Here is a 26,358-nt window from a genome sequence, read left to right as displayed (position 1 = left end):
AGGTGGTTTGTTAGATAATGGCAGTTAAATCAACGATCGTACTGTTCAGCGGCGATCTCGATAAAGCGATCGCAGCATTTATTATCGCAAACGGTGCGGCAACTTATGATCATGAGGTGACGATTTTCTTTACTTTCTGGGGTTTGAATGTGCTTCGCAAAGATGAGGCAGTGAAAACCAAGAAAGGTTTGCTCGAGAAAGCATTCGGATGGATGATGCCGCGGGGTGCCGGGAAGCTAGGCATGTCCAAAATGAATTTTTACGGGCTGGGGCCGCAAATGATCAAGCAAGTCATGAAAAAACATAACGCCTTGTCTTTGCCTCAACTGATTGAGCTTGCGCAGGAGCAGGGAGTGAACCTTGTTGCCTGCACGATGACGATGGACCTCCTGGGGCTTCGGCAAGAGGAACTGATCGATGGTTTGGAATACGCCGGAGTAGCCGCTTATCTCGGAGACGCCTCGAACGGAAAGGTAAATTTGTTTATTTAATAGGCGAGCAGTTGTTTTTTGCTCTATACTATACCTATACCGGTATGTATATAGAGAGGGGAGTTAGCGGACAATGGAATACAATTACACGGAATCCATGAAAACGCGACTGAGAAGAATCGAAGGGCAGATACGAGGCGTGCTTCGACTTATGGAAGAAGGAAAGTCCTGCAGAGAAGTTGTGGCGCAGCTATCTGCCGTCCGCAATGCTTCGGATAAAGCGATCGCCCAAATCGTTGCCGAAAATTTGCAACAGTGTATCCTAGCCGAGCAAGCGGCTGGTAACACGGATACGGGCAAAATGGTACAGGAAGCGGTCGAGCTGTTGGTGAAGAGCCGCTGACGGAACTGATTTTGAACAAAAGTTGAAGATGGAGGGTTAATAAACGATGTTTCATTATACGGTTGAAACAACCAAGACGCCTGAACAAGCAGTCGAAGCCCTAACGGAAAACCTAAAGGCGGAGAAGTTCGGGGTCCTTTGGCAGTTGGATTTAAAAGAAAAGCTTCACGAGAAGGGCGTAGAGTTCGACTCGCCATATCGCATTCTAGAGGTCTGTAATCCCGTAGAAGCCAAGCGAGTGTTATCTGAAAATTTGTTGATCGGTTACTTTCTTCCCTGCAAATTGATTGTGTACGCGGAGAACGGCATGACCAAAATAGGTATGCCGAAGCCAACTTCGCTGATCGGTCTGGCAGAAGACAGTACCTTAATGAACATTGCTTCCGATATCGAGAACCGGCTGGCCGCTTGCGTTGACAAAAGCATCTGAAGATGACGTACCCGAAAATGAACAAGGCGATTAAGGTTGCGACGATGGAGACCTGCAAAGCCGCCACGGCGCGATGAATCAGCATATAAGGGATTAAAGATTTCATTCAACATTCGACTTCAGCTCAGCGCCGCCGCCGATTCGGTCTCGTCGCAAACCGTCTGGCGAGAATCGGATATTGACGTTCATGTGCGCGAGGAAGCGAAACTTCCACCTTCGTTCCCAAGCCGACCTCGGAACGGATCCGGATCGTGCCGCGATGCGCTTCAACAATCCATTTGGCGATGGACAGTCCGAGGCCGGTTCCTCCCTGCGCGCGGGAGCGAGCTTTGTCCCCGCGGTAAAACCGCTCGAAGACATGCGGAAGATCTTCCTTCGGAATGCCGCATCCGGTGTCCGCAACGCTCAAATAAACCGAATGGGAGCGGAACTCGCCAGCGACCTCGATTCGTCCCGAGAACGGCGTATACTTCAATGCGTTATCCAGTAAAATGACGAGCAGCTGGCGCAAGCGCGCCTCGTCTCCCCTAAACGTTAACGGCCGCTGTACGTTCGTTTCGATCTCGACATTCTTGTTTTCGGCGAGAAATCGAAATTGATCCGCCACTTCGACAAGCAGCGAATCAAGCGCTACTTCGGACGTATGGATCTGAATCTGGTTCGAATCGGAGCGCGCGAGCGTGAGCAGATCGACGATCAGCTTTCCCATCCGCTTGCTCTCCTGAAGAATAACGGCGATATTGGGGCTTTCCTGCTCGATGGAACGTTCGGGATAACGAAGAAGCAGTTCCGTACGGGCCTGAATAACCGCGGTAGGCGTTCGCAGCTCGTGAGAAGCGTCGGCCACGAAGCGCTGCTGTTTCTCCCAGGAGCGGCGGATCGGAACGAGCGCCCTCTCCGCGAGAAACAAGCCGGCTAGAATGGAGATGGCCGCGCCGGCCACGATTCCGCCGGCAAGATCCAGCAGCAGCGAACGGAGCGTTTGATCCACGTCTCTCAAGCTTCGGATGACGGAGATCGAATTCGCTTCGAGCCTGGAGTTGGCATTGAGAAATGTCACCGCCCGATAACGCTTGCCACCCGCCGTCACGGTCCGAATCGCTTGATCGGCACCAGCACCCCGCAGCTCCGCGGCTGTCTCCGCATCGAGCGACCGGTTGGGAGATTGTCCGATCAAGCTTCCGTTCGAATCCCAGAAAAGGTACGTTGTTTTCTCATCCTGCTGGGGGTCTTGATCCTTGCCGCGAATCAGCTCCGACAAATTGTGGAACGATTCGATCCGGGGCATCGCTTGCTTCAACACTTCGTCCGTTTCATGGAACAAACGATGACGCATATGAACGAAAAGCACGGAGCTGAGCAGGAAAAGAACGAGCAGCAGTACCGCGGCATTCAAGACGGCCAGCTTGGTGCGGATGTTACCGAACATCAGATTCACCCGTAAACATGTAGCCGACGCCCCGAATGGTGCGGAGCACCGAACCGGCGCCTTGAGACGCGAGCTTCTTGCGCAGATGGTGTACATATACGTCGACCGCCGTCAATCCTGACGCCGAATCAAAACCCCAAACCCGATCGAAGATCTGGTCACGGGTGATGATTCGGTCTTTGTTGCAGAGAAAGCATTCCAGCAGCTCGTACTCCTTGACCGTCAAGCTCAGCGGCGTGTCGCCAACAAACGCCGCCCTGACCGAAGGAATAAGCCGGACGGGGCCGCCGGTCAGCTCGCCTTCCTGCCCGATCGTGCCTCTCCGGCGCAGGACAGCCCGGGTGCGGGCTAACAGCTCCGTGACTGCGAACGGTTTCGTGACGTAGTCGTCCGCTCCCGCATCGAGCCCGGCCACCAGATCCTCCGCAGCATCCTTGGCCGTCAGGAGAATAACCGGAATGTCCAAGCTTTTCGCTCTCAGCTTGCGGACGATATCGATTCCGTTCATTCCCGGCAACATCACGTCGAGAACGATCAAATCGTGAACGGCCTGTTCGGCCCAATACCAGCCTGCATCGCCCGTCTCCGCGCCGTCGGTTGCGAACCCTTCGCCTTCAAAGACATCGCGCACGATCCGAAGCAGGGAAGCGTCGTCCTCCACCACCAGCACTCGCATTCTTGATCCCACCCGTTCCGGTTTCATAATCACATCCATGTTATCAGAACGCCCGGCTTTAAGAAAATTTAAATTTTGCCCTGCTACACTGGTCCTATGGCGGAAGGAGGATGAGAGATGGCCAAAATGAATAAGAAATGGATCGTGCTATGTTCCGCCGCAATCGGCGTCATTTATGCTTCCGAGTATTATGCGTCGAACGCCCAGGCATATTTGCCTCAACCGGGAAGTCGAGGTGAGACGGGCGTGCAGGCGTCAGGCAGCCTATCTCCAAATGGTCCGGCTTCCGGAGACGGCTCGCTCATCGCGGGCAATTCGCCTTCCGGCGATTCGGCTCTTTCGGACGAGAACGGCGGACCTCCACGCGACTCCGCTCCCGGTCTTCCATCCGCGAGCGCACCGGCGGCGAGTCCGACTCCAAGCTCGGCCAACAAACGCTACAACGACGGTACCTATACAGGGACAGGCAGCAATCGGCGGGGATACATCCAAGTCGCCGTCACGGTGAAGCGCGACAAAATTACCGATGTGGAAATCAGCGATTTCGCCATGCATTACTCCGAGAGCGATGTCGTCGATCTGCCGGACGAAGTGCTGCAGAAGCAAAGCTCGCAGGTGGATAACGTATCCGGTGCCACGTACAGCACGCGGGCTTTCGAGGATGCGGTGGCTGACGCGCTATCGCAGGCCAAGATCGGATAGGCGACGTTGGGATGATGCGAAGAACGAAACTATACATGGATACCGTCGTCGACATTCAGGTAGCGACCGAGCGGTCGAAGGAAGAGGCAGAGGCCGCGATCGAACGGGCATTCTCGGCTTTTCGCAAGGTGGAGGACGCCTGCAGCCGATTTCATCCCGACAGCGAGCTCGTGAGGGCGTGCCGGCGGATCGGCGTTCCGGTGCCAATCGGGCCCTACTTGTTCGAACCGCTTAAGTTCGCGTTGGAGCTTGCCGATTGGTCAATCGGCGTCTTCGATCCCGCGGTAGGCGGAACGATGGAGAAGAGAGGCTTCAACCGTCGCTACTTGACGGGCGAAATCGCGGACAATCCCGCAGACGATTCCGCCACTTACCAGGATATCGAACTGGACGCATACAACCGGACTTTGCTGTTGCGCAAGCCGATGGTAATCGATCTGGGAGCGGTGGCCAAAGGGTTCGCCATCGATCTGGCCGCAAGGGAGCTTAGCCGATTCGAACGGTTCATCGTCAACGCCGGCGGCGATCTGTTCGCGGGAGGGGCGGATGGGCGAAACAACGCCTGGAACATCGGGATCCGTCATCCCGAACGGCGGAACGAGACCATTCAAACGATCGAAATCTCGAACGAAGCCATTTGCACGTCCGGGAGCTACGAGCGAATAAGCGCCGCCGCCGATGGCGTTCATCATATCGTCGATCCGCGAACGAAGCGGTCGCCGAACGCCTGGGTCAGCTGCAGTGTCGTTGCTCCCTACGCCATGCTGGCGGACGCCATTTCGACCGCCGCTTTCCTGCTGAAGGAGGAAGAAGCCCCCTATCTCCTCGAACGGGCGGAGCTTCGCGGCGTTTTCATCAAGCCGGATTTGCGGATCGTCAAGGTTGGAGGGATGTGAGAATATGAAACCGAAGGTATGGCTCAAGTCGCCGAAAGGAAACGTACTGTTGATCCTGCTCGTATTCCTGGGAATCGCCTCTGTTGTTTCCCGCGATTGGAACGGCGCGAAGAATGCCCTGATTGCGGTCGGATCGGCGGTCGCCTTTGACGTTGGCTGCTGCCTGATCGAGCGAAGGAAGCGAATCTTTCCCGACGGCGCGTTCATTACCGGCTTGATCGTCTCCCTGATCCTGAGCGTAACGTCCCCTTGGTACGTCGTCGCGGCAACCGCCGCCGTCTCCGTTTTGTCCAAGCACCTGCTCGCCTACCGGAAAAAACCGCTGTTCAACCCGGCGGCGTTCGGACTGCTTCTGTCCGTTCCGATCTTTCATGCGCAGCAAAGCTGGTGGGGGGCGTTCGGGGATTTGCCGGGCTGGTTTTTGCCTATCGTGCTGATCGGCGGTTTTTGGGTGACCAACCGGATTCAGAAATTTCCTCAAGTGTTCACTTTCGCGGCCGTTTATCTCCTCGCGCTGTTCGTCCTGGACGCCGGCATACTCCCATTGCACGCGGAAAGCTTGCGGACGGGTGGCTTCTATGACGCGCTGCGCCCGCCGTTTATGAACGCTGCGCTGTTTTTCGCCATGCTGATGTTGACCGATCCCCCGACTTCGCCGGCCAAAACGGCGGATCAAATCGTATTCGGTGCGATTGCCGGCGCTGCAGGCGCCGTTATCTACGGGCAGTTTGGAGGGTTGATCTATTTGTACATCGGCCTGCTGGCAGGCAACATCTATCAGGCGCTAAGATTCCAGTTATCAAAGCGCCCGGCAAAACCTGCGCGTCCCGTTTCCTCCGACTACAGGAAGGCATGAACGGCGCCGAACAAAAGGCCGAGCCGCAGGGCGGCAGGAAAAAAATACGACATCCGGACCAAATTTTTTGGTTTAGGTGTCGTATTTTTATTCTTTATACCTCTAACTTGACGTACGCAGCGGTTATCTCGTGCCTTGAAAGGGTGAATAGGTAGGGCTCGCATAAACTGGACCTTATGCCGATCATTTGATAAAATGAAATAATAGAACATAGTTTTATAATATAAAACAAAGGGGCGTGTACAGCATTTTATGCCGATCATTCAGTCTCTCGACCGCGCGCTCACCATTCTGGATTTGTTCGACGAGCATCATCGCGAGTTGAAAATGACCGAGATCAGCGCGCGAGTCGGCTTGCACAAGAGCACGGTGCACTCGCTGCTCAAAACGCTTCAGCTGCATCGCTATATCGAGCAGGATGAGCATGGCCTGTACCGGCTCGGCATGCGCCTCCTCGAGAAGGGACAACTGCTTTTGCAAGGCTTCGATATCCGCGAGATCGCCAACGGGCCGTTGCGGGAGCTGTCCGCCGAAACGGGACAGAGCGTGCACTTGGTCGTTCGGGATGGGGCGCAGGGCGTCTATATCGACAAAGTCGAGGGAAGCAAAGCCGCGATTCGCTATTCCCGGATCGGGCGTCGCGTTCCTTTGCACAGCAGCGCAGTGGGCAAGATTCTGGCCGCCTTTATGCCTGAGGCGGAATTGGAGCGTCTGCTGGCGGACTATGAATATTCCGGGCACACGCCCCATACGATTGCGAGCGAACCTGCTTTTCGAGAAGCGCTTCGGGCCGTGCGAGAGACAGGCGTCGCTTACGATCGGGAGGAGAACGAGCCGGGCGTGCGCTGCGCGGCGGCGCCGGTCTACGATCACGCCGGCCAGCTTGCAGCGGCCATCAGTATTTCAACGATGGCAGCCACGGTCGGGGACGAGGAGCTGGCTTCGTTCGCCCGGCGGTTGCAAGAGACGGCGGAACGCATCTCCGCGGGACTTGGGTTTCGCGGAAAATAAGGGCAATAAGGGCTACGCGCACAGAAGCTTCTGTGTCGTGCCTCTCTGCGTCATAATACAAGAACGAAGTTTTATAATATAAAACAAATTGGAGGTTTCGTTCTTATGTATATTTTCCGTTATCGGGAAGGGATGAATCTGTATTTGGCAGCGCTTGCGGAAGATGGCGTGGCGTATCGGCTGGAAACGCATGATCTGATGACGTTGGTTTGGCTGGCAAGAGAGACGGGCGAAACAACCGCGGATTTTGTCCGGTCGCGGCTGCGGGAAAGCTTGCGTATCGATGTTCCGGCGCATTCGCTCGACCTGACCGCGCCTCTGGATGCGCCGGAGGTATGGGCAGCCGGCGTTACTTACCAGCGAAGCCGCGAGGCCCGCAATTTCGAAGCCGCTGAAGACGGAAAGGTCACGGAAACTTTCTATGACAAGGTGTACGATGCCGAACGGCCGGAACTGTTCATGAAGTCGACCGCGGCCCGAACGGTCGGACCCGGCGATTTCGTATGCCTGCGAAGCGACTCCGCCTGGCAGGTGCCGGAAGCGGAACTGGGGCTTGTGCTGGACCGAATGGGCGCGATTGTCGGCTATACGGTCGGCAACGACATGAGCTGCCGCGATATCGAGGGGCAAAATCCTCTATACTTGCCGCAAGCCAAAATCTGGAGACGCTCATGCGCCATCGGGCCTTACGTACGGTTGGCGGAGACCGTGACGGACCCCTATGCGCTCGGGATTGCTTGCCGCATCTACAGGGGCGGGTTGAAAGTGGTCGACGAGAAAGCGAACACCAGTCAACTGAAACGACGATTGGACGAGCTTGTCCATTTCCTGAAACGGGACAACGAGGTGTTCGACGGGACCGTGCTGCTGACCGGCACGTGTCTCGTCCCGCCGAATCAGTTCACCCTGCTGTCCGGGGATCGGATCGAAATCGAGATCGAAGGCATCGGCACGTTGGCGAACACGGCAGTCTATGCGGACGAATTGGAACATGAGCTCGCACGTAATTAAGGAGGCGATATCGATGAACATGCATCAACAAAACGTCGAGACGGCAACGGTCGACAACTATATCGGCGGCTGGCGCGCGCCGGCTTCCGGCCGCAGAGTGCCGAGCTTGAATCCGGCCCGCAGGAGCGAGACGGTCGGGCTTGTTCCCGATTCCGACAGGGCCGACCTCGATGCGGCGGTCGCGGCGGCCGAAGCGGCCCGGCGCGCTTGGCGCAAGCTGACGGGCGCCCAGCGCGGAGCGCTGCTGTTCAAGGCGGCTGATCTGCTGGAGAGCCGCATGGACGAGATCGGGCGGGCGATGACCCGCGAAATGGGCAAAACGATCGGCGAAGCGAAGGGCGAAACGGCGCGAGGAGCGGCCATCCTTCGCTATTACGCGGGGGAAGGCATGCGTCCGGTTGGCGATGTCATTCCGTCAACGGACGCGGACGCGCTCATGTACACGTCCCGCGTTCCGCTCGGCGTTGTCGGCGTGATCTCGCCATGGAATTTCCCGGTGGCGATCCCGCTCTGGAAGATGGCGCCGGCTTTGATCTACGGGAACACCGTCGTTTGGAAGCCGGCGATCGAGACCGCCGTCACGGCCGCGCTTGTGATGGCGTGCTTCCATGAGGCCGGGTTTCCCGCGGGAACGGTAAACATGGTCGTCGGCGACGGCGCCGTGATCGGACAGGGCATTGCCGAGCATACCGGCATCCACGGCGTAACGTTCACAGGCTCCAACGCGGTCGGCAAGCGAGTCGGCCAGATCGCGCTGGCGCGCGGCGCGAAATATCAGTTGGAGATGGGGGGCAAAAATCCGATCGTAATCGCCGCCGACGCGGATCTTGACCTTGCGGTGGACGCGACGATCAGCGGAGGGCTGAGATCGACGGGCCAGAAGTGCACGGCCACAAGCCGCGTCATCGTCGTGCGCGACGTTTACGAGACGTTCAAGGAGAAGCTGCTGGCCAAAATCAAGACGCTGACGGTCGGCGACGGTCTGGATGCGGAGACCTGGCTTGGACCTTGCGCCAGCGAGAAGCAGTACGAAACGGTGCTCGGCTATATCCGCAAAGGCAGAGATGAAGGAGCGGAGCTGCTTGTCGGCGGCGAACGGCCGAGCCATCCCTCGCTTGCGGACGGCTTCTACGTCACGCCTGCCGTGTTCGACCGGGTGACACCCGGGATGGCCATCGCGCGGGAAGAGATTTTCGGTCCGGTGCTGGCGCTGATGGAGGCACGCGATCTGGAGGAAGCAATCGAGCTTGCGAACGATACGGAATTCGGGCTCAGCGCGTCGCTCTATACGCGCGATCTCGCGAGCGCGCTGGCGTTCGTGCGGGAGTCGGAAGCGGGGCTCGTCCGCATCAATGCCGAAACGGCGGGCGTCGAGCTGCAGGCGCCGTTCGGCGGAATGAAGGGATCCAGCTCCCACTCGCGCGAGCAGGGGCAAGCGGCGATCGAGTTCTACACGGCGGTAAAGACGGTGTTCGTCAAACCCTGAGGAGGGAGGAGAGAGGCCATGGACGGATGGCTGCGGGACGTCATGGGACCGGACGACGAGACGTATTTTCAGGTGGAGACGAACGCGCCCGGACCTTCGGGCAAGCTGCCGCTTACGCCCGAGCTTCTGCTGAATTCGCCGAGCGGCGATCTGTTCGGCTGGACCCAGAACGTAGGGATGGGCTGGCGGCCGGACCGGTTGCGGGGGCGCGAGATCCTCATCCTGGGCACGCTTGGAGGCATTCGCAATGAAGACGGAACGCCGGCGGCGCTCGGCTATCATACCGGCCATTGGGAGATCGGCCTGCTCATGAGAGCCGCCGCGGAGGAGATCGCGAAAGCCGGGAACATCCCGTTCGCCGGCCATGTCAGCGATCCGTGCGACGGCCGGTCGCAAGGCACGGCGGGGATGTTCGACTCGCTGCCTTACCGCAATGACGCGGCGATGGTCATGCGGCGATTGATTCGTTCGCTGCCGACGCGCCAAGCCGTTCTGGGGGTGGCCACCTGCGACAAAGGACTGCCCGCCATGATGTTGGCGCTCGCCGGCATGAAGAATCTGCCGGGCGTTATCGTGCCGGGCGGGGTTACGCTTCCACCGGTGCACGGAGAGGACGCAGGCAAGATCCAGACCATCGGCGCCCGCTACGCGAACGGCGAACTGTCGTTGGAGGAGGCTGCCGATCTCGGCTGCCGCGCTTGCGCAACGCCGGGCGGCGGATGCCAGTTTCTGGGCACCGCCGGGACCGCGCAGGTCGTGGCGGAGGCGATGGGACTGACGGTGCCGCATGCCGCGCTCGCGCCGTCGGGCCAGCCGGTTTGGACGGCGATGGCGCGACAATCCGCCCGCGCGGCCATGTCGCTGGCGGAGCAAGGCTTGACTTTGGGCGACCTGCTGACGGACGCCTCCATCCGCAACGCCATGGCCGTCCATGCGGCCTTCGGCGGCTCGACCAATTTGTTGCTGCACGTTCCCGCGATCGCACAGGCGGCGAATCTTCGCGTTCCGGATGTCGGAGAATGGACGGCAGTGAACCGCAGCGTCCCGCGCCTGGTCAGCGTATTGCCGAACGGTCCTGTGCCGCATCCGACCGTGCGCGTATTCCTGGCGGGCGGCGTACCGGAGGTAATGCTGCATTTGCGCCGGCTCGGCGTTTTGGACGAGAGCGCGCTCACGGCGACCGGGGTTCGGTTGAGCGCGGTGCTGGACTGGTGGGAGACGTCCGAGCGGCGCAGCCGAATGAGGAAATGGTTATCCGAGAAGGAAGGGATCGATCCGGACAGCGTCATCTACGATCCGGACCGCGCGCGCGCAGCCGGTCTGGCGCCAACCGTTACGTTCCCGACCGGCAATTTGGCGCCGGAGGGCTCCGTTGTCAAATCGACCGCGCTCGATCCTTCGGTTCTTGACGCCGAGGGCGTATTCCGACACGTCGGCCGAGTGAAGGTTTTTACGGCGGAGCGCGATGCCATTCGCGCGATCAAAACCGGGAACATCGCCGCCGGCGACATCATGGCGCTGATCGGACGCGGACCTTCCGGAACCGGGATGGAGGAGACTTATCAATTGACTTCGGCGCTGAAGCATCTATCGTTCGGCAAGCGGGTGTCGCTGCTCACCGATGCCCGGTTCTCCGGCGTATCGACGGGGGCCTGCATCGGCCATATCGGACCCGAGGCGTTGGCAGGCGGGCCTGTAGGCAAACTGCGGGACGGCGATTGGGTCGATATCCGTATCGACACTCGCAAGCTGGAAGGCCGGATCGATATGGTCGGGTGCGGGAAGGAGCCGGATTCATATGAGACCGGCACGGCCATTCTGAACGCGAGGGAGCCGCATACCGGTCTGGCGGCCGATCCGAACCTGCCGGACGATACGCGGCTGTGGGCCGCGCTTCAGGCTGCCAGCGGGGGAACGTGGAAGGGATGCGTCTATGACACGGATCGGATCGTCAAGACGTTGGAGGCTGGCATGCGGACGCTCGCGGCCGAGGCCGCCGGGGCGGCGGCATCTCGGCTCGGCGGCAAAGTCGGTCAATAGAGCTCGTAAGTTCAGGTTCCTCACAAACCTCCGTAGTTTAAAAGTCCAACTTATGTGGGCCTCTGAGACGACGGAGGTTATTTGTTTTTCCATCTCTATTCTTATTTGGTTAGCGGGCTAGACACCTGAAGATCAAGTATTCAAGAGGAGCTCCCCGCCGCTTTGGCCATGTAGAACAGGTAAAGAATCGGTAACGAAATCAACAATTGGCTCTTGATCTCGCGGATTCGAGTCTTGCATCATGGAGGATAGCACCTCTTCAAAGAACCTCACTGATTCGCCGAAATCATTCCGGGGGGCTTGTCATGAACAAGGTCAAATCGATGGCTAAGTCCATTTTGCCCGCCATCTCGCTAGTAATTCTTGGGTCCTCCTGTTTTCAGAGCGGCCATGCGGTATCGAATCCGGAGTCATCCGACAAGCAAGGCGCGACTTCTTATTCGGAACCGGGTCTAAGCCGGTACGCATCGCCGGTTGAGCTCACCTTCGCCCGGCAAACGAGCGACGATCTGGACAACTTGCTCGGCATGCTGGGCGAGACGCTGGAGGATAACCGCTGGAGCCGGTTGTACGAGCAAGTACTCGGGATCAAGGTAAAGTACGTTTGGACGGCGAAGGGCAACTTGTTCTTCCAGAAGATGGGCGTCGCTCTCGCTTCGGGGGATATCCCGGACGTCGTCCGCGTGGATGCGCGGCAGCTGCGGCAGTTGTACATTGCCGGGAAGATTCAAGACCTGACGACCGTCTACGATCAATACGCAACCCCGTTCGCCAAGAGGACGCTCGGCCAAGAAGGGAGCAGCCCATTCGAAGCGGCGACGCTTGACGGCAAGCTGATGGGGATTCCGGATATCTCCTCCTCCATTGAAGGCGCCAACTTCCTATGGATCCGGACGGACTGGCTGAAGACGCTGGGGCTGCAGCCTCCGAAGACGATGGCTGACGTCCTCGTCATTTCGAAAGCGTTTACAGAAGGCGACCCCGATCGCAACGGCAAGAACGATACCTATGGCCTCGGCATGACCAGTTATTTGTTCGACCCCGTTGCAGGCGTATCGGGATTGATGGCGGGATACAAGGCGTATCCGAATTTGTGGGTGAAGGACGGGGACGGCAAGCTCGTCTTCGGCGGCATTCAGCCGGAAGTGAAGACGGCGCTCAAGGCGCTGCAGGACCTGTATCGGTCCGGCCAAATTGATAGCGAATTCGGCATCAAGGACGGCCTGAAGGTGCGCGACGACGTGACGGCCGGTAAGATCGGGATGGTATACGGACAACAATGGAGCTCCTTCTGGGTTCAGGGGAGCGCCGAGCGGGATCCGAACGCCGATTGGCAAGCTTTCCCTATTGTCTCAGAGTCGGGCGAGCCGCCGAAGGTGCCGCTGCCGTTCAGCACGAGCCAGTTCTGGGTCGTCCGACAGGATTATCCGCATCCCGAAGCCATCGTGAAGCTGATCAACCTTCATCTGGAGAAGAATTGGGGGGAGACGGCCGATTACAAAACCTATTACAGCACGCCGCTGCCCGCATGGGAGTTGTCTCCCGTCACGCCTTTTCCGGCGAAGAAGAACCTGGACGCATACCGTCAGTTGGCCGATGCACGCCGAACGGGCAACGGCTCCGCGCTGAAGGACGAAGCCTTGTCCATTCAGAAGAACATCGAGACGTACCAGGCCGGAGGCGTGAATCGGATGGACGGCTGGGGCTGGGAGCGAACCTACGGTCCCAAGGGCGCTTTCTCCATATTAGACCGGTACGAGAAGAACGGTCAACTCCTGTACGAGAGCTTCGTCGGAGGTCCGACGCCGACCATGATCGAGAAGCAATCCATCTTGGACAACCTCCTCAACGACACGTACATCAATATCATTCTGGGACGGCCTCTCGATGACTTTGATCGTTTCGTGGACGAATGGCGCCGGGTGGGAGGGGACCGGATCACCGAAGAAGTCAACCGATGGTATGCCATTAGAGGCAGCCGCACGAACTGAACAGGCACCATGCATCGGAGGCGTTCGCTTGCTTAAATTCCCTGCTCGGTCGTTCCGCAAAAGCATCTTCGTCAAGCTGGTCATCACGTATCTGATCGTAATCCTCCCGGTGATCTCATTGGGCACGTATCTCTATAATTGGAGCTACAGGAACGCCAGTCAGGACCTGTCGCGCGCGACTTTGGCCCAATTGTCGAACTACTTGAAGGACCTGAACCGCGAAGTCGAATGGATGGAGATCCAACAATTCGATATTCTCGACGACAACGAATTGAATCGGCTTGCCGTCACCTGGGAGATGATGGACAACGTCGAAAAGCGGGCTACAATGAACTATCTTGTTCATCGTCTCACGACCTTCAAGAGCAGCAGCATCTACATCAAAGACGTCGCCGTCCATATCCGTTCCATTCAGAAGACGATCTCGGCCGGCAGCGCCGTGCACCATTTCGAAGCCGACAGCTTCCGTTACTTCAGCTCCTTCTCGAACAAGAGCGCCGGACAATTGATCCATTGGAAGGGCTGCCTTTACCTGAGCGCTGCCAAGCAAACCGGCGTCCAAGGCGAAATTCCGCTATATATCGTCCAGATCGAACTGGATACGGAGAAGCTCAAGGAGTCGCTCCGGCAAGTCAATATGTATCCGGAAAGCCGCTCGTTCCTGCTGATGGATTCGCCGGGTTTCGCGCTCGGCAGCGACAAGGAGGCCGATCTTGCGCTCCAGTTGGGCGGGGAGGAGCTTCGGGCTTCCAGCGCCCTGTCGTCCAACTGGGTGGTCGACGGCGAACGATATCATCTGGACAAAGCGCATTCCGATCGATTGTCGCTATCGGTCGCCACCTACCTGCCGGAGAAGGACGTCAGCAGGCCGCTAAGCAAGTTCGAGATCTGGGCGTGGGTGTTTACGGTTACGTCCCTGCTCGCCGTCGTCATATACGCTTATTCCACGTATCGCTACGTGCACAAGCCGATGCTGCTGCTCATTCAGAGCTTCCGCAGAATGGAAGGTGGAGCCTTGAACACCCAAATCGAGCACAAGCAAGAGGACGAATTCGGATACCTGTACAACCGGTTCAATCATATGCTTCGGAAGCTTCAGATGCTGATCGATCAGGATTTCAAGCAGAAGCTGATGATGCAGAAGGCGGAGCTGAAGCAGCTGCAGTCCCAGATCAACCCTCACTTTCTGTACAACAGCTTCTTCATTTTGAATTCTTTGGCCAAAACCGGCGATCTGGATCGTATCGAGCAATTTACGCAAATGCTCGGTGAATACTTCCGCTTCATCACCCGAAACGGCGAGGACAACGTCCGGCTGGCGGAGGAGATAAAGCACTCCCGCATGTATACCGAAATTCAGAAGCTTCGGTTTGCTAGGCGAATCCGCGTTGAATTCGAAGAGCTGCCGGAGGAGATGGAGTCGATCCAGGTGCCGCGGCTCATCATTCAGCCCCTGATCGAGAACGCGTACGAGCATAGTCTCGAGAAAATGACGAAGGACGGACGGCTTCGCATTTCCTTCGAAACGGATGCCGAGGAGTCCCGGATCATCGTCGAAGACAACGGCGCGATCGGCGAGGCCGAAATCGAACGGTTGCAGCACCGGTTGACCCATGCATCCGACGCGCACGAGATGACGGGCATGATCAATATCCATCGGCGAATCGCGCTCATCTACGGCGAGAGCAGCGGACTTTATCTTTCCCGAAGCGAGATGAACGGGCTCAAGGTAGAAGTGCGAATCCGGACGGGAGAGGAGAAGAGACATGTATCGATTGCTGATCGTCGATGACGAAGAGATTATCACCGATAGTCTTTACGAAGTATTCTCGCGGCTTATGTCGGATCAGCTGGACGTCTGCAAAGCTTACTCCGCCGCCGAAGCGCTTGACTGGATGTCGCGAACCCGGATCGATGTCGTGTTGACCGATATTCGCATGCCAGGCAAGAGCGGACTGGAGCTGAGCGAGGAGATTCAAGCTTACTGGCCGAGATGCAGGGTGATCTTCCTTACCGGTTACAGCGAATTCGACTACGTGTATCAAGCCATCCAAATGTCGGACGCTCGCTATGTGCTGAAGACGGAAGGTTACGATAAGGTCATCGAGACGGTGCGAGAAGCGCTTCAGGACGTCAATAGGAATAACCGGTTAAGCGAACTCGCCGAACAATCGCGCGAACAGAAATACGCGCTCGAATGGATGGCGCAAGGCGATTACGTTCGGCATTTGCTGCAGGAGAGCCAACAGCTGTGCCGGGATCGGGACGCGTTGCGGGACGAGTTCCGCGAACTGAATATCGCCTTGGACCCCTTTGCCCCCGTCGCGCTGATCCTTTCCCGCTATATGTTTCCGGAAGGCATAACCTATTCCCGGAGAAGCGAGTTGCTGAACGCCTCCCGGTTGATCTGGCGCTCGTATCTGTCGGAACGGACCCGCTATGTCGGCATTGTGGACAAGAATGGCGATTGGGTATGGATGCTCCAGCCCTCCGAACAGGCCGATGAGGCGTTCCCCAACCATATGATCCGGTATTTGGAAGGCACATTGGAGCTGATTCAGGAATCCTGCCTCGAATCGCTGGGCCTTGCGATGTCGATTACCGTCAGCGGCGCTTTCTGCGGGTGGGAGACGCTCACGTCGCAATACGAACGGCTTCGCCGACTGCAGCAGCACCGAATCGGCGACGGATTGTCCATCGTGCTGACCGATTGCGACGAATGTGATATCGAATCGCGCAAAACCTTCGAAACGACGGAGGACAGCCTGATTCCGAACCAGGCGGAGATTATGGCCGCGCATTTGGAGGCGGACCGCAAGGAGAAATTCTTCGCGTGCCTGGAGGATCTGACAAGCCGCATGCTGCATCCGGATGCGAATGTCCAGCGGACGGTAGAAGCGTATTATGCGCTCGCGCTCGCGCTGTTCGGGTATATGAACCGCTGGGGGCTGCACGGCCAAATCGGCGAAGTCGGCAAACTGATGCGTCTCGACGACCATGCATCGATGCGGGAGGGATTTCAGTACCTGTCCCGAATTGCGGACAGCATCTTCAGCCTCAAGCGTCTGGATGAGAAGGAACGGGCAGCCAGCGCGATCGATCGGATTTGCCGTTATGTCAACGAGCATTTGGGAGAGGATTTATCCCTGGTACGGCTTGCGGAGATCAATCATTTCAACCCGACCTATCTGTCCCGGTTCTTCAAGCAGGAGCGAGGCATCAATCTGTCCGATTACATCGATCAGTGCCGCATCCGCAAGGCGATGGAGCTGCTGAAGGACGGGGAGATCAAGGTGCGCGAGGTGTCGGCGGCGGTCGGTTACGAGGCGGCGCATTCCTTCACCCGCTTCTTCAAGAAGGCGACCGGCATGACGCCGCAGGAGTATCGGGATTCCATCCCGATCGGCTAAGGAGGCCGTCCATTCATGTTTAGATTCAAGCTGTCCTACGTCGTCTTCGCGATACTCGTCGTTGGGGCCGCCGTCTATTCCTATACCTGTAAATCAAACAAGGAGGATCATTCCGTGACCCAGAACGATAATCGCCCCGCTAGCTCTGCGCAAGAAATCGCCGCAGATCCAAGCCCGTCCGCTTCTCCGGTTGGATCGACGCCGATCGCCGCGGCGGTCGGCAAGGTGCCGCCGAACGGAAATCCGCTCGTCTCCCATAAGTTCGGAGCCGATCCGTATGCGCTGGTATTCAAGGATCGGGTCTATTTGTACATGACGAACGACGTGCTGGAATACGACGACGCCGGCAAGGTGAAGGACAACACCTTCGCCAATATCGACAAAATCACGGTTTTCTCATCCGACGATCTCGTCAACTGGACGGATCATGGCGAAATTCCGGCAGCGGGAAGAGAGGGCGCGGCAAGGTGGGCCACGCAATCGTGGGCGCCCGCCGCAGCTCACAAGGTCATCGGCGGCAAAGACAAGTTTTTCCTCTACTTCGCCAACAATGCAAGCGGAATCGGCGTGCTGACGAGCGACAGCCCGACGGGGCCATGGACGGATCCAATCGGCCAAGCGCTCGTCTCCCGATCGACGCCCGGCGTCGAGGACGTGACCTGGTTGTTCGATCCGGCCGTCTTCATCGACGACGACGGCAAGGCTTATCTCTATTTCGGCGGTGGCGTCCCCGAAGGCAAGGACGAGATGCCGAACACCGCGCGCGTCATGCAGCTCGGGGCCGACATGACGAGCGTCGCGGGCGAAGCCGCCGTCATTCCCGCGCCGTTCATGTTCGAGGACTCCGGCATCAACAAGCGCAACGGAATCTATTACTACACGTACTGCTCGAACTTCTACGGCGGAGCTCGGCCGGAAGGGAGTCCGTCCGGAGGAGAGATCGCCTACATGACGAGCAGTCATCCGACGGGGCCGTGGACGTACCGCGGCACGATTCTGAAGAATCCGGGCTTCTTCTTCGGCGTAGGCGGGAACAACCATCACGCCATTTTCCAATTCGGCAAGGACTGGTACATCGCCTATCACGCGCAGACGCTATCCAATGCCATAGGCGTTCCGCAAGGATACCGGTCGACCCATTTGAACAAGATCGATTTTAACGCGGACGGTACGATCCAAGAAGTGCTGGCGGATTACGGGGGCGTTCCGCAGCTGAAGCCGCTCGATCCCTATACCCGCCATGCCGGCGGCACGATGGCATGGAGCGCGGGCGTCGAGACGGGCACCGCGTCCGGCGCCGGATCCGACGGCAACGATCGATTGGCGGTTACGGCCATCGACGACGGAGACTGGATGGCCCTGTCGAAGGTCGACTTCGGCTCGAAGGGGGCTTCCGCCTTCCATGCGGACGTATCCTCGGCAAGCGAACCGGCCGCCATCGAGCTTCGCCTCGACCAGCCGGACGGCAAGCTCGTCGGAACGCTCTCCGTTCCGCAAGCGCCGGCTTCGGATTGGATCGAAGCGAAGGCGGAAATCGCGGGCGCCGAAGGCGTGCGCGACATCTACTTCGTCTTCCGAGGCAAGCCCGGAAGCCGATTGTTCAAGCTTGGCGATTGGCGGTTCGGCGAGTAAGACAATTCCAGCGTATAGAGCGGCCGTTCGGGAGTTCAGATTCCCGAACGGCCGCTTTTCTTGTCCGTCATACAGAATGTATAAGTTTTAGCCCTATCCATTTCTGTATGACCTTCGATAAAAACGTGCCGCCATCATCTGAGGACGGCGGAGCTGGTTTTACTTGCCGTTTAGAAGAGGCTATCTCATAAGGTTGTATGGGGACCCGAGAGTCGGCAGCGCGGTTTTAAATGCGGCTTCATTGACATCAATTGACGATCTTTCCACTCATGACGGCCGCCTCGGACGCATGGCTATTTGCGAAGCTGGTTTCGAATGACTCAGTTGGGTCTTGGTGCAAATTCGTCCGATTCCGGCCGATGGTTCGCCACTAGTGTAAGCCAATCGGTTCCTTGTTTGCGCTCGGTTCGGGGTCGCTCAGTATATTAGTTGCATTCGTACATCTATTTGGGGCCATTTCGGGAGGGTGGAGCGATTTACTTGTAAAAGTACATCTAATTTAGCGGAAATCCGTCCTATTAGCAGAAAATGGATTAATTAGTTGTACAATTGCAACTAAATGACCGTTAAGCAGGAATATAGCAAAACTAGATGTACATTTGCATCTAAATCGCCGGATGCGGGGTAGGCAACACGGAAAGCGGATTCCGGCGTTTTCTGCTTTGCGTCTTGCCGAAGGTAAGCTTGGAGGTCGGATGGCTTTTGCTTGCCCATCTTTTGTTGAAGAAGGAAGCAGTGAATCGAAAGCGAGAAATGGCGGTGCAGGGATCATCTCCCCAAACACCGCCCTTTCTTGTTTTCGACGTTTTGGGATTAAGGAGAGCTGTCTGGAGAGCTGTCTGTCGCGTGAACAGACTTGCATTTGAGATCTTTAAAAGGGTCTCCGATAAAACCCTGCCGCCGTCCAGGAAGACGGCGGTGCCGTTTTTACTTGGTATCCTTCCGCTAAGAGATATCGTTGCTAGGGTTATCGGGTATAATCTCGCGGATTGTTGGAAGCGGTGTCCGGTTTTACAATCGAGGCACGACGGTTTGTGCCATTCGGATATCGTAGACGAAAGAGAGTGATACCTATTGTGTTGAAGCGTCTTCTGCGTCATCGGTACTTTAAGCCCGCGTGTTGGACCCTCGTTGTCGCCGGCCTGTTGACCTGGTATATGTCGGGCTCGTCCGCCGGATCCATACACGCGAATCTCGTTCCGGAATTGGATAAGCTGCAGGCTTACTCGCAAGGAAGCTACCAGAACTACCTCAACCCCATCACAGAAGCGGCCAGGCCGTTGGAGCCGGTCCGGATCAAGGGCGAGTCCTACTCCACGGCAGACGGGTGCGATTGTCAAATCTTGCAGGATTACGAGGGCGCGGAAGGCAACGTTTTGCGTACCGGCGATTCCGGATCGGTGACGTGGCGCTTTAACGTTCCGTCGGAGGGGCTGTATCAGCTGAAGCTGCGTTACTACACGGCCCCGGGCAAGAGCGCGGCGATCGAGCGCAAGCTCTCCATCGACGGCAAGGTCCCGTTCGATGAAGCGTCTTCCCTTACGTTCGACCGAGTGTGGCGCAACGCGACGGAGGCGTTCAAGAAGGATAACCGCGGCAATGAGATCCGGCCCAGCCAGGAGGAGATACCGGCATGGCTGGAAGAGCCCTTTAAGGATCCGCAGGGGCTCTACGCCGAGCCTTTCCGCTTTTTCTTCGCCAAAGGCGATCATACGTTGACTTTAACGGGTCTCCGGGAGCCGATGGTCATCGATTATATCGAGCTCTATCAAGAACCGGAATTGACGTCCTACGCCGAGATTCAGAGGCAATACGAAGCCAAGGGGTATGCGAAGGCGCAAGGCGTCGCCGTCAAGGTTCAGGCCGAGCATGCCGCATACAAGTCCTCGCCGACGCTCTTCCCGGTGGCGGACCACTCCAGTCCGGCGACCGAGCCTTACAGCGCGTCCAAGATCCGCCTCAATACGATCGGCGGAACGAACTGGAAGCTGCCGGGCCAATGGATCGAGTGGGAGGTCGAAGTACCGGAGGACGGCCTTTACGAGTTGGGACTGAAGGTTCGCCAGGATCAATTGAGAGGCATTTATTCCAACCGGAAGCTCTATGTCGATGGGGCCGTGCCTTTTAAAGAAGTGGAATCGCTGCCCTTTTATTATAATTCCGATTGGCAGATGTTCGTTCCGGGACAGGAGAAGGGGGAGGGGAAAGAGAAGGAGCCCTACCTGTTCTACTTGACGAAAGGCAAGCATTCCATCAGGCTCGAGGCCGATCTTGGCGAAGTGTCCGCGCTCGTTCGCAGCGTTCAATCCAGCATGATGGAATTGAACCGGATGTACCGGAAAATCATCGTCATCACGTCCGCCGATCCCGACCCGATTCGGGATTATCAGCTGGGCAAGCGGCTGCCGGAGATCCCCGAGATCTTCCGGAAGCAGAGCGATATCGTCTATACGGTGGCCGAGAAGCTGAAGGGGCTCACGGGAGAGAAGAGCGACAAGACGTCGATTCTCTACCTGATGGCGGATGAGCTTCGCAGGTTCGCGGACGATCCGGAGACGATCCCGAAAAACCTGAAGCAGTTCAAGCTCGATCTCGGCTCGCTCGGCAGTTGGCTGCTGACGGTTCGGGAAATGCCGCTGCAAGTCGACTACTTGGTCGTATCCAGTCCGGACCGGAAGATGCCGAGCCCGACCAAGGGGCTCTGGGCATCCGTCGAGCATAACCTGGCTTCCTTCGGATATTCGTTCATCGAGGATTACAACTCGATCGGCAGTACGGCCAAGGACGGCAAGAAGATCACCGTCTGGATCGGAGCCGGGCGCGATCAGGCCCAGGTCATCAAGATGATGGTCGACGATTCGTTCACGCCGGACAAGAACATCGGCGTCGATCTGAAACTCGTCGACATGAGCGTACTGCTGTCCGCGACGCTGGCCGGGCAAGGGCCCGACGTCGCCATGATGGTCGGCAACGGCGATCCGATCAATTACGCCATGCGCGGTGCCGTATACGACATCAGCCGATTCCCGGATTACGCGGACGTCGCGAAGCGGTTCGCCGACAGCGCCTCGGTCCCGTACCGCTACAACGGAGGCGTCTACGCCTTGCCGGAGCAGCAGGTCTTCGACGTCCTCTTCTACAGGAAGGACATTCTGGAGGAGCTAGGCCTCAAGGTGCCCAAGACTTGGGACGACGTCTATAAGCTCATTCCGTTCCTCAAGAAGAACAACATGGACTTCGGCCTGCCGATCGTCAGCTCGACGGCGCAACAGGCAGGCGCTTTGCCGATCAACGACGCCTTCGCTACATTCCTCTACCAGCACGGAGGCAGCTTCTACAAACCGGACGGCTCGGCTAGCGACCTCGACAGCGAAATCGGCATGTCCGCGTTCAAGCAATTGACGGACCTGTATACCGACTATAAGTTCCCGATCGACTACGACTTCGTGAACCGGTTCCGGCTCGGCGAAGTGCCGCTAGGCTTCGCCGCCTATACGACCTACAACACGCTGTCGGTGTTCGCGCCGGAAATTCGCGGCCAGTGGGGCTTCACGCTCGTTCCGGGCACGAAGAAGGACGACGGCTCCGTGGACCATTCGGTGGCCAGCTACGGCTCGGCAGTCATGATGCTGAAGGCGGCCAAGGAGAAGCAGGCGGCCTGGGAATTCATGAAATGGTGGACCGACGAGAAGACGCAGGTGCAGTACGGCCGCGAAATGGAAAGCTTGATGGGCGAATCCGCCCGCTATCCGACGGCGAATCTGCAAGCGTTGTCCGACCTGCCGTGGCCGGTCGAGGATTACAAGACGTTGGCCGAGCAGCAGAAATGGGTGAAGGGGATTCCCGAAGTGCCCGGCGGCTACTTCACGGGACGGATTCTCGACAACGCCTTCCGAAGGGCCGTCAACGCGGGCCTAAACCCGCGGGATGCCCTCTACGATCAAGTCATCTTCATGAACAACGAGATCGCGAGCAAGCGGAAGGAATTCGGATTGAATGGAAGCGGATCGGAGGGAGCAGTCGATGGACAGGGCGGAAATTGAAGGGCCTTCCCGGCAGGAGCAGGCGGCGCGTTCGATGTTGCCTTCCGCGCTGAGATGGCGGTTGCTGGAAGCGAAAAAGCACAGGCATTCCTATGTGCTGTTGGCGCCGTACACGATCTTGTTCCTGCTTTTTACGGTGCTGCCGGTATTGATAGCGATCGTGATCAGCTTCACTAGCTTTAACTTGCTCGAGTTCCCGAAGTGGGTGGGTTGGCACAATTATACCCGCATGTTCTTGGAAGACGAGGTCTTCCTCATCGCCGTGAAGAACACATTCCTGTTCGCAGGCATCGTCGGGCCGCTAAGCTATCTGATGTGCTTCGTGTTTGCCTGGCTGGTCAACGAGCTGAAGCCGAGGACGAGAGCGCTGATGACCCTGTTCTTCTACGCGCCGTCCATCTCGGGGAATGTTTTCTTCATCTGGCAAATCATCTTCTCCGGCGACCGTTACGGGTACGTCAACGGCTTCCTGCTCGATCTTGGCATCATACAACAACCCATCATCTTCTTGAAGAACGAACAATACGTGCTCTGGATCGTGCTGCTCGTTCAGCTGTGGCTGAGCTTGGGAGTCGGCTTCCTCGCATTCATCGCAGGCTTGCAGACGGTGGACCGCACGTTGTTCGAAGCCGGCGCCGTAGACGGCATTCGCAACCGCTGGCAAGAGTTGTGGTTCATCACGCTCCCGTCCATGCGCCCGCAGCTCATGTTCGGCGCGGTCATGCAAATCACCGCGTCGTTCGCGGTCGCCGATGTCTCGACGCAGTTAGCGGGCTTCCCAAGCGTCAACTACGCGGCCCATACGATCGTCACGCATCTGGAAGATTACGGCTCGATTCGCTTCGAAATGGGGTATGCTTCGGCAATCGCTACCATGCTGTTCATCGTGATGGTCGGGTCGAACATCGTCGTGCAAAAACTGCTGAGGAAAGTAGGCGATTGATTCCCGATGAGCACAATATCCACCGGCAACCAAAAACGATTGAACCGTTCGTTCACGGGGGATCTGTTCCTGACTCTGTTCCTGGCCGTGTTCGCCGCCTTCATGGTCATTCCGCTCGTCTTCACGGTGAGCAACGCCCTGAAGCCATTGAACGAGCTGTTCTTGTTCCCGCCGACGTTGCTGGTACGGCACCCGACGCTTACCAATTTCGCCGATCTGTTTCATTTGATGTCCAATTCGTGGGTGCCGTTCAGCCGCTATGTCTTCAATACGATCTTCATCACGCTCGCGGGAACGGCCGGCCATGTGCTGTTCGCTTCCGCCGCCGCTTATCCGCTGGCCAAGCACCGTTTTCCCGGCGGCAGGCTGCTGTTCTCGATCGTCGTCCTGTCGCTGATGTTCTCGCCGAAGGTAACGAACATCCCGAACTACGTCATCATGTCCCGGCTTGGCTGGATCAACAGCTACGCGGCGATTATCGTGCCGGCATTCGCCGCTTCGCTCGGCCTCTATTTAATGAAGCAATTCATGGAGCAAATTCCCGATGCCTTGTTAGAAGCCGCCAAGATCGACGGCGCGAGCGAATACCGGATCTTCTTCCGGATCGTCATGCCGCTGGTCAAGCCGGCCTGGTTGACGCTGATCATCTTGTCCTTCCAAGCGCTATGGGGAACGTCGGGCGGCAGCTTCATCTATAGCGAGCAGTTGAAGCCGTTGCCCTATGCGCTTGGACAGATCATACAGGGCGGAATCGTCCGGGCGGGCCCCGGAGCGGCGGTCGCGTTGTTCATGATGATCGTTCCCGTCGCCATCTTCATCGTTTCCCAGAGCAGCATCATCCAGACGATGACCAGTTCCGGGATGAAGGAGTAGAGCGATGAGAACAACACGGAACTGGATACGCGCGATCGTTGCATCGACGGCGCTGACCGCAGCATGCCTGATGTTCTCCGGCTATGCGAAGGCCGAAGCCGTGCCCTATATCGGCTATACGTACGACGGATGGGGCGACCGGGTATGGTCGCCTGCGGCCTACGTGCCCGACCGGGTCGTCGACGGCGAGACGCTCGGCATCGGAGGCTTCAACAATCCCGAAGATCTGTTCGTATCCCTAAATAAGCACGTCTACATCGCGGATACCGAGAACAACCGCGTCGTCGAACTGAACGAGAAATATGAATTCGTCCGCCAGATCGGCCAGTTCATCCATCAAGGCAAAACGGATTCGCTCCTTAAGCCAAGGGGGATCTACGCAACCCCGGAAGGCGATCTGTACATTGCCGACACGGGTAACCATAGAGTCGTCCGCTTGAAGCAAGGCGGCAACGAGGCGGACCTCATCATCCTCGCGCCGAAGTCGGAGTACTTCGCCGGCGACTACGTGTTCGACCCGAAGAAGATCGCCGTCGATTCCGCCGGCCGCATTCTCGTCATTGCCGACCGGGTCTTCGACGGCATCATGGAATTCGACGAGAAGGGCATCTTCCAGAACTTCTTCGGCGCCAACCGGGCTACGTACAACGCGGCCGATTACTTCTGGAAGCGTTACTTCGCCACCAAAGCCCAGAAGGAGAGGATGGTGCAGTTCGTGCCGACCGAATATACGAACCTGGCGTTGGACGAGATCGACTTCGTCTTTACGACCAACGCCGAGCGGAACGGAACGCCGATCAAGCGGCTGAATCCGTCGGGGACGGACGTTCTGCTTCGCCAAGGCTTATTCAATCCGATCGGCGACGTCAAATACGACAGCCGCAGCGGCCCATCGACGCTGGTCGATATCAGCGTCGGACCGGACGGTACCTACAGCGCGATCGATGTGATTCGCGGCCGAATCTTCACCTACGATTCCGAGGGCAAGCTGTTGTATGTCTTCGGGCACGACGGCGACCGGGTAGGCAACTTCAAGACGCCTTCCGCCATCGAACGGATGGGAGACTCGATCGTCGTACTGGACAAAGAACTGGCGCGGATCACGACGTTCAAGGCGACGAAGTTCGGCCGGCTGGTCAACGATGCGGTGCACAATCACTACATCGGCAAAGAGAAGCAGGCCGCGGAGCTGTGGCGTGAAGTGCTCTCGCTGGACGAGAACTACGAGCTCGCCTACAGCGGAATCAGCAAGGCCGATTTCCGGGCGGGGGATAACGAGAAGGCCGTGAAGGAAGCGAAGTACGCCTTGGACCGGAACGCTTATTCCAAAGCGTATAAGCACCTTCGCACGGACGTCCTGAAACGGCACTTCAATACGATTCTTACGACGATTCTGGCGCTCGTCGCCGCTTGGATCGCCTGGACCCGGGTCCGGACATTCAAGCGAAGAAAAAGGGGGGCCTCCCATGTGGATCGAACGCTTTAAGTTTCCTTTTTACGTCATCGTCCACCCGTTCAAGGGCTTCTGGGAAATGAAGTACGACAAGAAGGGACATTTGACCGTCGCGCTCGCGATCGTTTTCTTGGTCTCCTTGGCCTCGATGTTCCAATATCAGTACGCCGGATTTATTGTCAATCCTCATTCGCCGTATTCGTTCAACAGCATGATTCAGCTTCGGAACGTCATCCTGCCGTTCTTTCTCTGGTGCGTGGCGAACTGGTCGCTGACGACGCTCATGGACGGGGAAGGCAAATTCGGGGAAATCGTCGTCGCATCCGCGTATGCGCTGCTGCCTATCTTTCTGTTATTCGTTCCGGCTACGATCTATAGCCGGTTCATCACGCAGGAAGAGACGGCGTTCTACTATTACTTGAACGGGTTCGCGATCATCTGGTTTCTGTACTTGATCTTCGTCTCGACGATGACCGTTCACCAGTACACCGTGCTCAAAACAATCGTTACCATTGGCCTCACCGTTGTGTGCATGGGCTTTATCGTCTTCCTGTGCATGCTGTTCTTCAGCTTGATCCAGCAGATGTACAGCGTCTACTTCACGATTTACCGAGAGTTGCAATTTCGTTGATGGGAGGCCGA

At 57.6% G+C, this 26,358-nt stretch carries 21 protein-coding genes and 1 pseudogene; 20 read left to right on the top strand and 2 right to left on the bottom strand.

Translation table 11 applies throughout. The features are described 5' to 3' along the window. The first annotated feature begins 17 nt into the window (after positions 1-17). The 3 genes from LKX83_RS03105 to LKX83_RS03095 all read left to right on the top strand — a co-directional run bounded on the left by LKX83_RS03105 (position 18) and on the right by LKX83_RS03095 (position 1,264). Positions 18-491 carry a DsrE/DsrF/DrsH-like family protein gene (locus LKX83_RS03105; protein WP_227880711.1) on the top strand — a complete coding sequence of 158 codons (474 nt, stop codon included), beginning with the start codon at positions 18-20 and terminating at the stop codon, positions 489-491. A 73-nt stretch (positions 492-564) separates the two neighbouring features. After that, entirely contained in the window at positions 565-834 is a 270-nt protein-coding gene (locus LKX83_RS03100; protein ID WP_227880710.1) for a metal-sensitive transcriptional regulator, read from the top strand. 46 nt (positions 835-880) lie between these two features. Continuing rightward, a complete protein-coding gene (locus LKX83_RS03095) occupies positions 881-1,264 on the top strand; it encodes a DUF302 domain-containing protein (RefSeq protein WP_227880709.1) in 384 nt (127 codons plus the stop codon). A 124-nt stretch (positions 1,265-1,388) separates the two neighbouring features. On the opposite strand, the gene LKX83_RS03090 is transcribed toward LKX83_RS03095, so the two are convergent. After that, positions 1,389-2,693, bottom strand: coding sequence for a sensor histidine kinase (locus LKX83_RS03090; RefSeq protein ID WP_227880708.1), 1,305 nt, complete (start codon positions 2,691-2,693; stop codon positions 1,389-1,391). Continuing rightward, the gene (locus tag LKX83_RS03085) at positions 2,683-3,369 is read right to left on the bottom strand and encodes a response regulator transcription factor (protein WP_227880707.1); all 687 of its coding nucleotides are present in this window, start codon (positions 3,367-3,369) and stop codon (positions 2,683-2,685) included. Before LKX83_RS03085 ends, LKX83_RS03090 begins: the two co-directional genes overlap by 11 nt. Before the next feature lie 117 nt (positions 3,370-3,486). Between LKX83_RS03085 and LKX83_RS03080 the strand changes: the two genes are divergently transcribed. From LKX83_RS03080 to LKX83_RS03005, 17 genes and pseudogenes are all read left to right on the top strand, one after another. After that, the gene (locus LKX83_RS03080) at positions 3,487-4,071 is read left to right on the top strand and encodes an FMN-binding protein (RefSeq protein ID WP_227880706.1); all 585 of its coding nucleotides are present in this window, start codon (positions 3,487-3,489) and stop codon (positions 4,069-4,071) included. Positions 4,072-4,082: 11 nt separating this feature from the next. Further along, positions 4,083-4,967, top strand: coding sequence for an FAD:protein FMN transferase (locus tag LKX83_RS03075; protein WP_227880705.1), 885 nt, complete (start codon positions 4,083-4,085; stop codon positions 4,965-4,967). A gap of 4 nt (positions 4,968-4,971) precedes the next feature. Beyond that, on the top strand, positions 4,972-5,823 hold the full coding sequence (locus tag LKX83_RS03070; RefSeq protein ID WP_227880704.1) for an RnfABCDGE type electron transport complex subunit D: 852 nt from the start codon (positions 4,972-4,974) through the stop codon (positions 5,821-5,823). 252 nt (positions 5,824-6,075) lie between these two features. Then, positions 6,076-6,834, top strand: a complete 759-nt coding sequence (locus LKX83_RS03065) for an IclR family transcriptional regulator (protein ID WP_227880703.1) — start codon at positions 6,076-6,078, stop codon at positions 6,832-6,834. A 105-nt stretch (positions 6,835-6,939) separates the two neighbouring features. Continuing rightward, entirely contained in the window at positions 6,940-7,845 is a 906-nt protein-coding gene (locus tag LKX83_RS03060; RefSeq protein WP_227880702.1) for a fumarylacetoacetate hydrolase family protein, read from the top strand. A 13-nt stretch (positions 7,846-7,858) separates the two neighbouring features. Next, positions 7,859-9,331, top strand: a complete 1,473-nt coding sequence (gene gucD / locus LKX83_RS03055) for an alpha-ketoglutaric semialdehyde dehydrogenase GucD (protein ID WP_227880701.1) — start codon at positions 7,859-7,861, stop codon at positions 9,329-9,331. A gap of 18 nt (positions 9,332-9,349) precedes the next feature. Further along, positions 9,350-11,371: a YjhG/YagF family D-xylonate dehydratase gene (locus LKX83_RS03050; protein ID WP_304518290.1), complete on the top strand. Its 2,022-nt coding sequence runs from the start codon at positions 9,350-9,352 to the stop codon at positions 11,369-11,371. A gap of 305 nt (positions 11,372-11,676) precedes the next feature. Beyond that, complete coding sequence (locus LKX83_RS03045) at positions 11,677-13,362, top strand: extracellular solute-binding protein (protein WP_227880700.1); 1,686 nt, start codon at positions 11,677-11,679, stop codon at positions 13,360-13,362. 28 nt (positions 13,363-13,390) lie between these two features. Next, positions 13,391-15,154 carry a sensor histidine kinase gene (locus LKX83_RS03040; protein WP_227880699.1) on the top strand — a complete coding sequence of 588 codons (1,764 nt, stop codon included), beginning with the start codon at positions 13,391-13,393 and terminating at the stop codon, positions 15,152-15,154. Beyond that, on the top strand, positions 15,129-16,772 hold the full coding sequence (locus tag LKX83_RS03035; protein WP_227880698.1) for a response regulator: 1,644 nt from the start codon (positions 15,129-15,131) through the stop codon (positions 16,770-16,772). Before LKX83_RS03040 ends, LKX83_RS03035 begins: the two co-directional genes overlap by 26 nt. 15 nt (positions 16,773-16,787) lie before the next feature. Continuing rightward, positions 16,788-18,404, top strand: a complete 1,617-nt coding sequence (locus LKX83_RS03030; protein WP_227880697.1) for a glycoside hydrolase family 43 protein — start codon at positions 16,788-16,790, stop codon at positions 18,402-18,404. Positions 18,405-19,046: 642 nt separating this feature from the next. After that, a pseudogene (locus LKX83_RS34680) lies at positions 19,047-19,172 on the top strand (transposase); the annotation flags it as partial. A 308-nt stretch (positions 19,173-19,480) separates the two neighbouring features. Next, complete coding sequence (locus tag LKX83_RS03025; protein ID WP_227880696.1) at positions 19,481-22,447, top strand: extracellular solute-binding protein; 2,967 nt, start codon at positions 19,481-19,483, stop codon at positions 22,445-22,447. Positions 22,448-22,481: 34 nt separating this feature from the next. Next, complete coding sequence (locus tag LKX83_RS03020) at positions 22,482-23,390, top strand: carbohydrate ABC transporter permease (protein WP_227880812.1); 909 nt, start codon at positions 22,482-22,484, stop codon at positions 23,388-23,390. 6 nt (positions 23,391-23,396) lie between these two features. Next, positions 23,397-24,263, top strand: coding sequence for a carbohydrate ABC transporter permease (locus LKX83_RS03015; protein ID WP_227880695.1), 867 nt, complete (start codon positions 23,397-23,399; stop codon positions 24,261-24,263). A 4-nt stretch (positions 24,264-24,267) separates the two neighbouring features. Continuing rightward, positions 24,268-25,749: an NHL repeat-containing protein gene (locus tag LKX83_RS03010; protein WP_227880694.1), complete on the top strand. Its 1,482-nt coding sequence runs from the start codon at positions 24,268-24,270 to the stop codon at positions 25,747-25,749. Further along, positions 25,730-26,347 (top strand): Yip1 family protein, encoded by a 618-nt coding sequence (locus LKX83_RS03005; RefSeq protein WP_227880693.1) that lies wholly within the window; start codon positions 25,730-25,732, stop codon positions 26,345-26,347. Before LKX83_RS03010 ends, LKX83_RS03005 begins: the two co-directional genes overlap by 20 nt. Positions 26,348-26,358 lie beyond the last annotated feature (11 nt).

The sequence above is a fragment of the Cohnella baijiui genome (assembly GCF_020731285.1).
In the GTDB taxonomy this organism is placed as follows: domain Bacteria; phylum Bacillota; class Bacilli; order Paenibacillales; family Paenibacillaceae; genus Cohnella.
The sequence above is the reverse complement of the archived record's forward strand: the minus strand, read 5'-3'. Positions and strand labels throughout refer to the sequence as shown.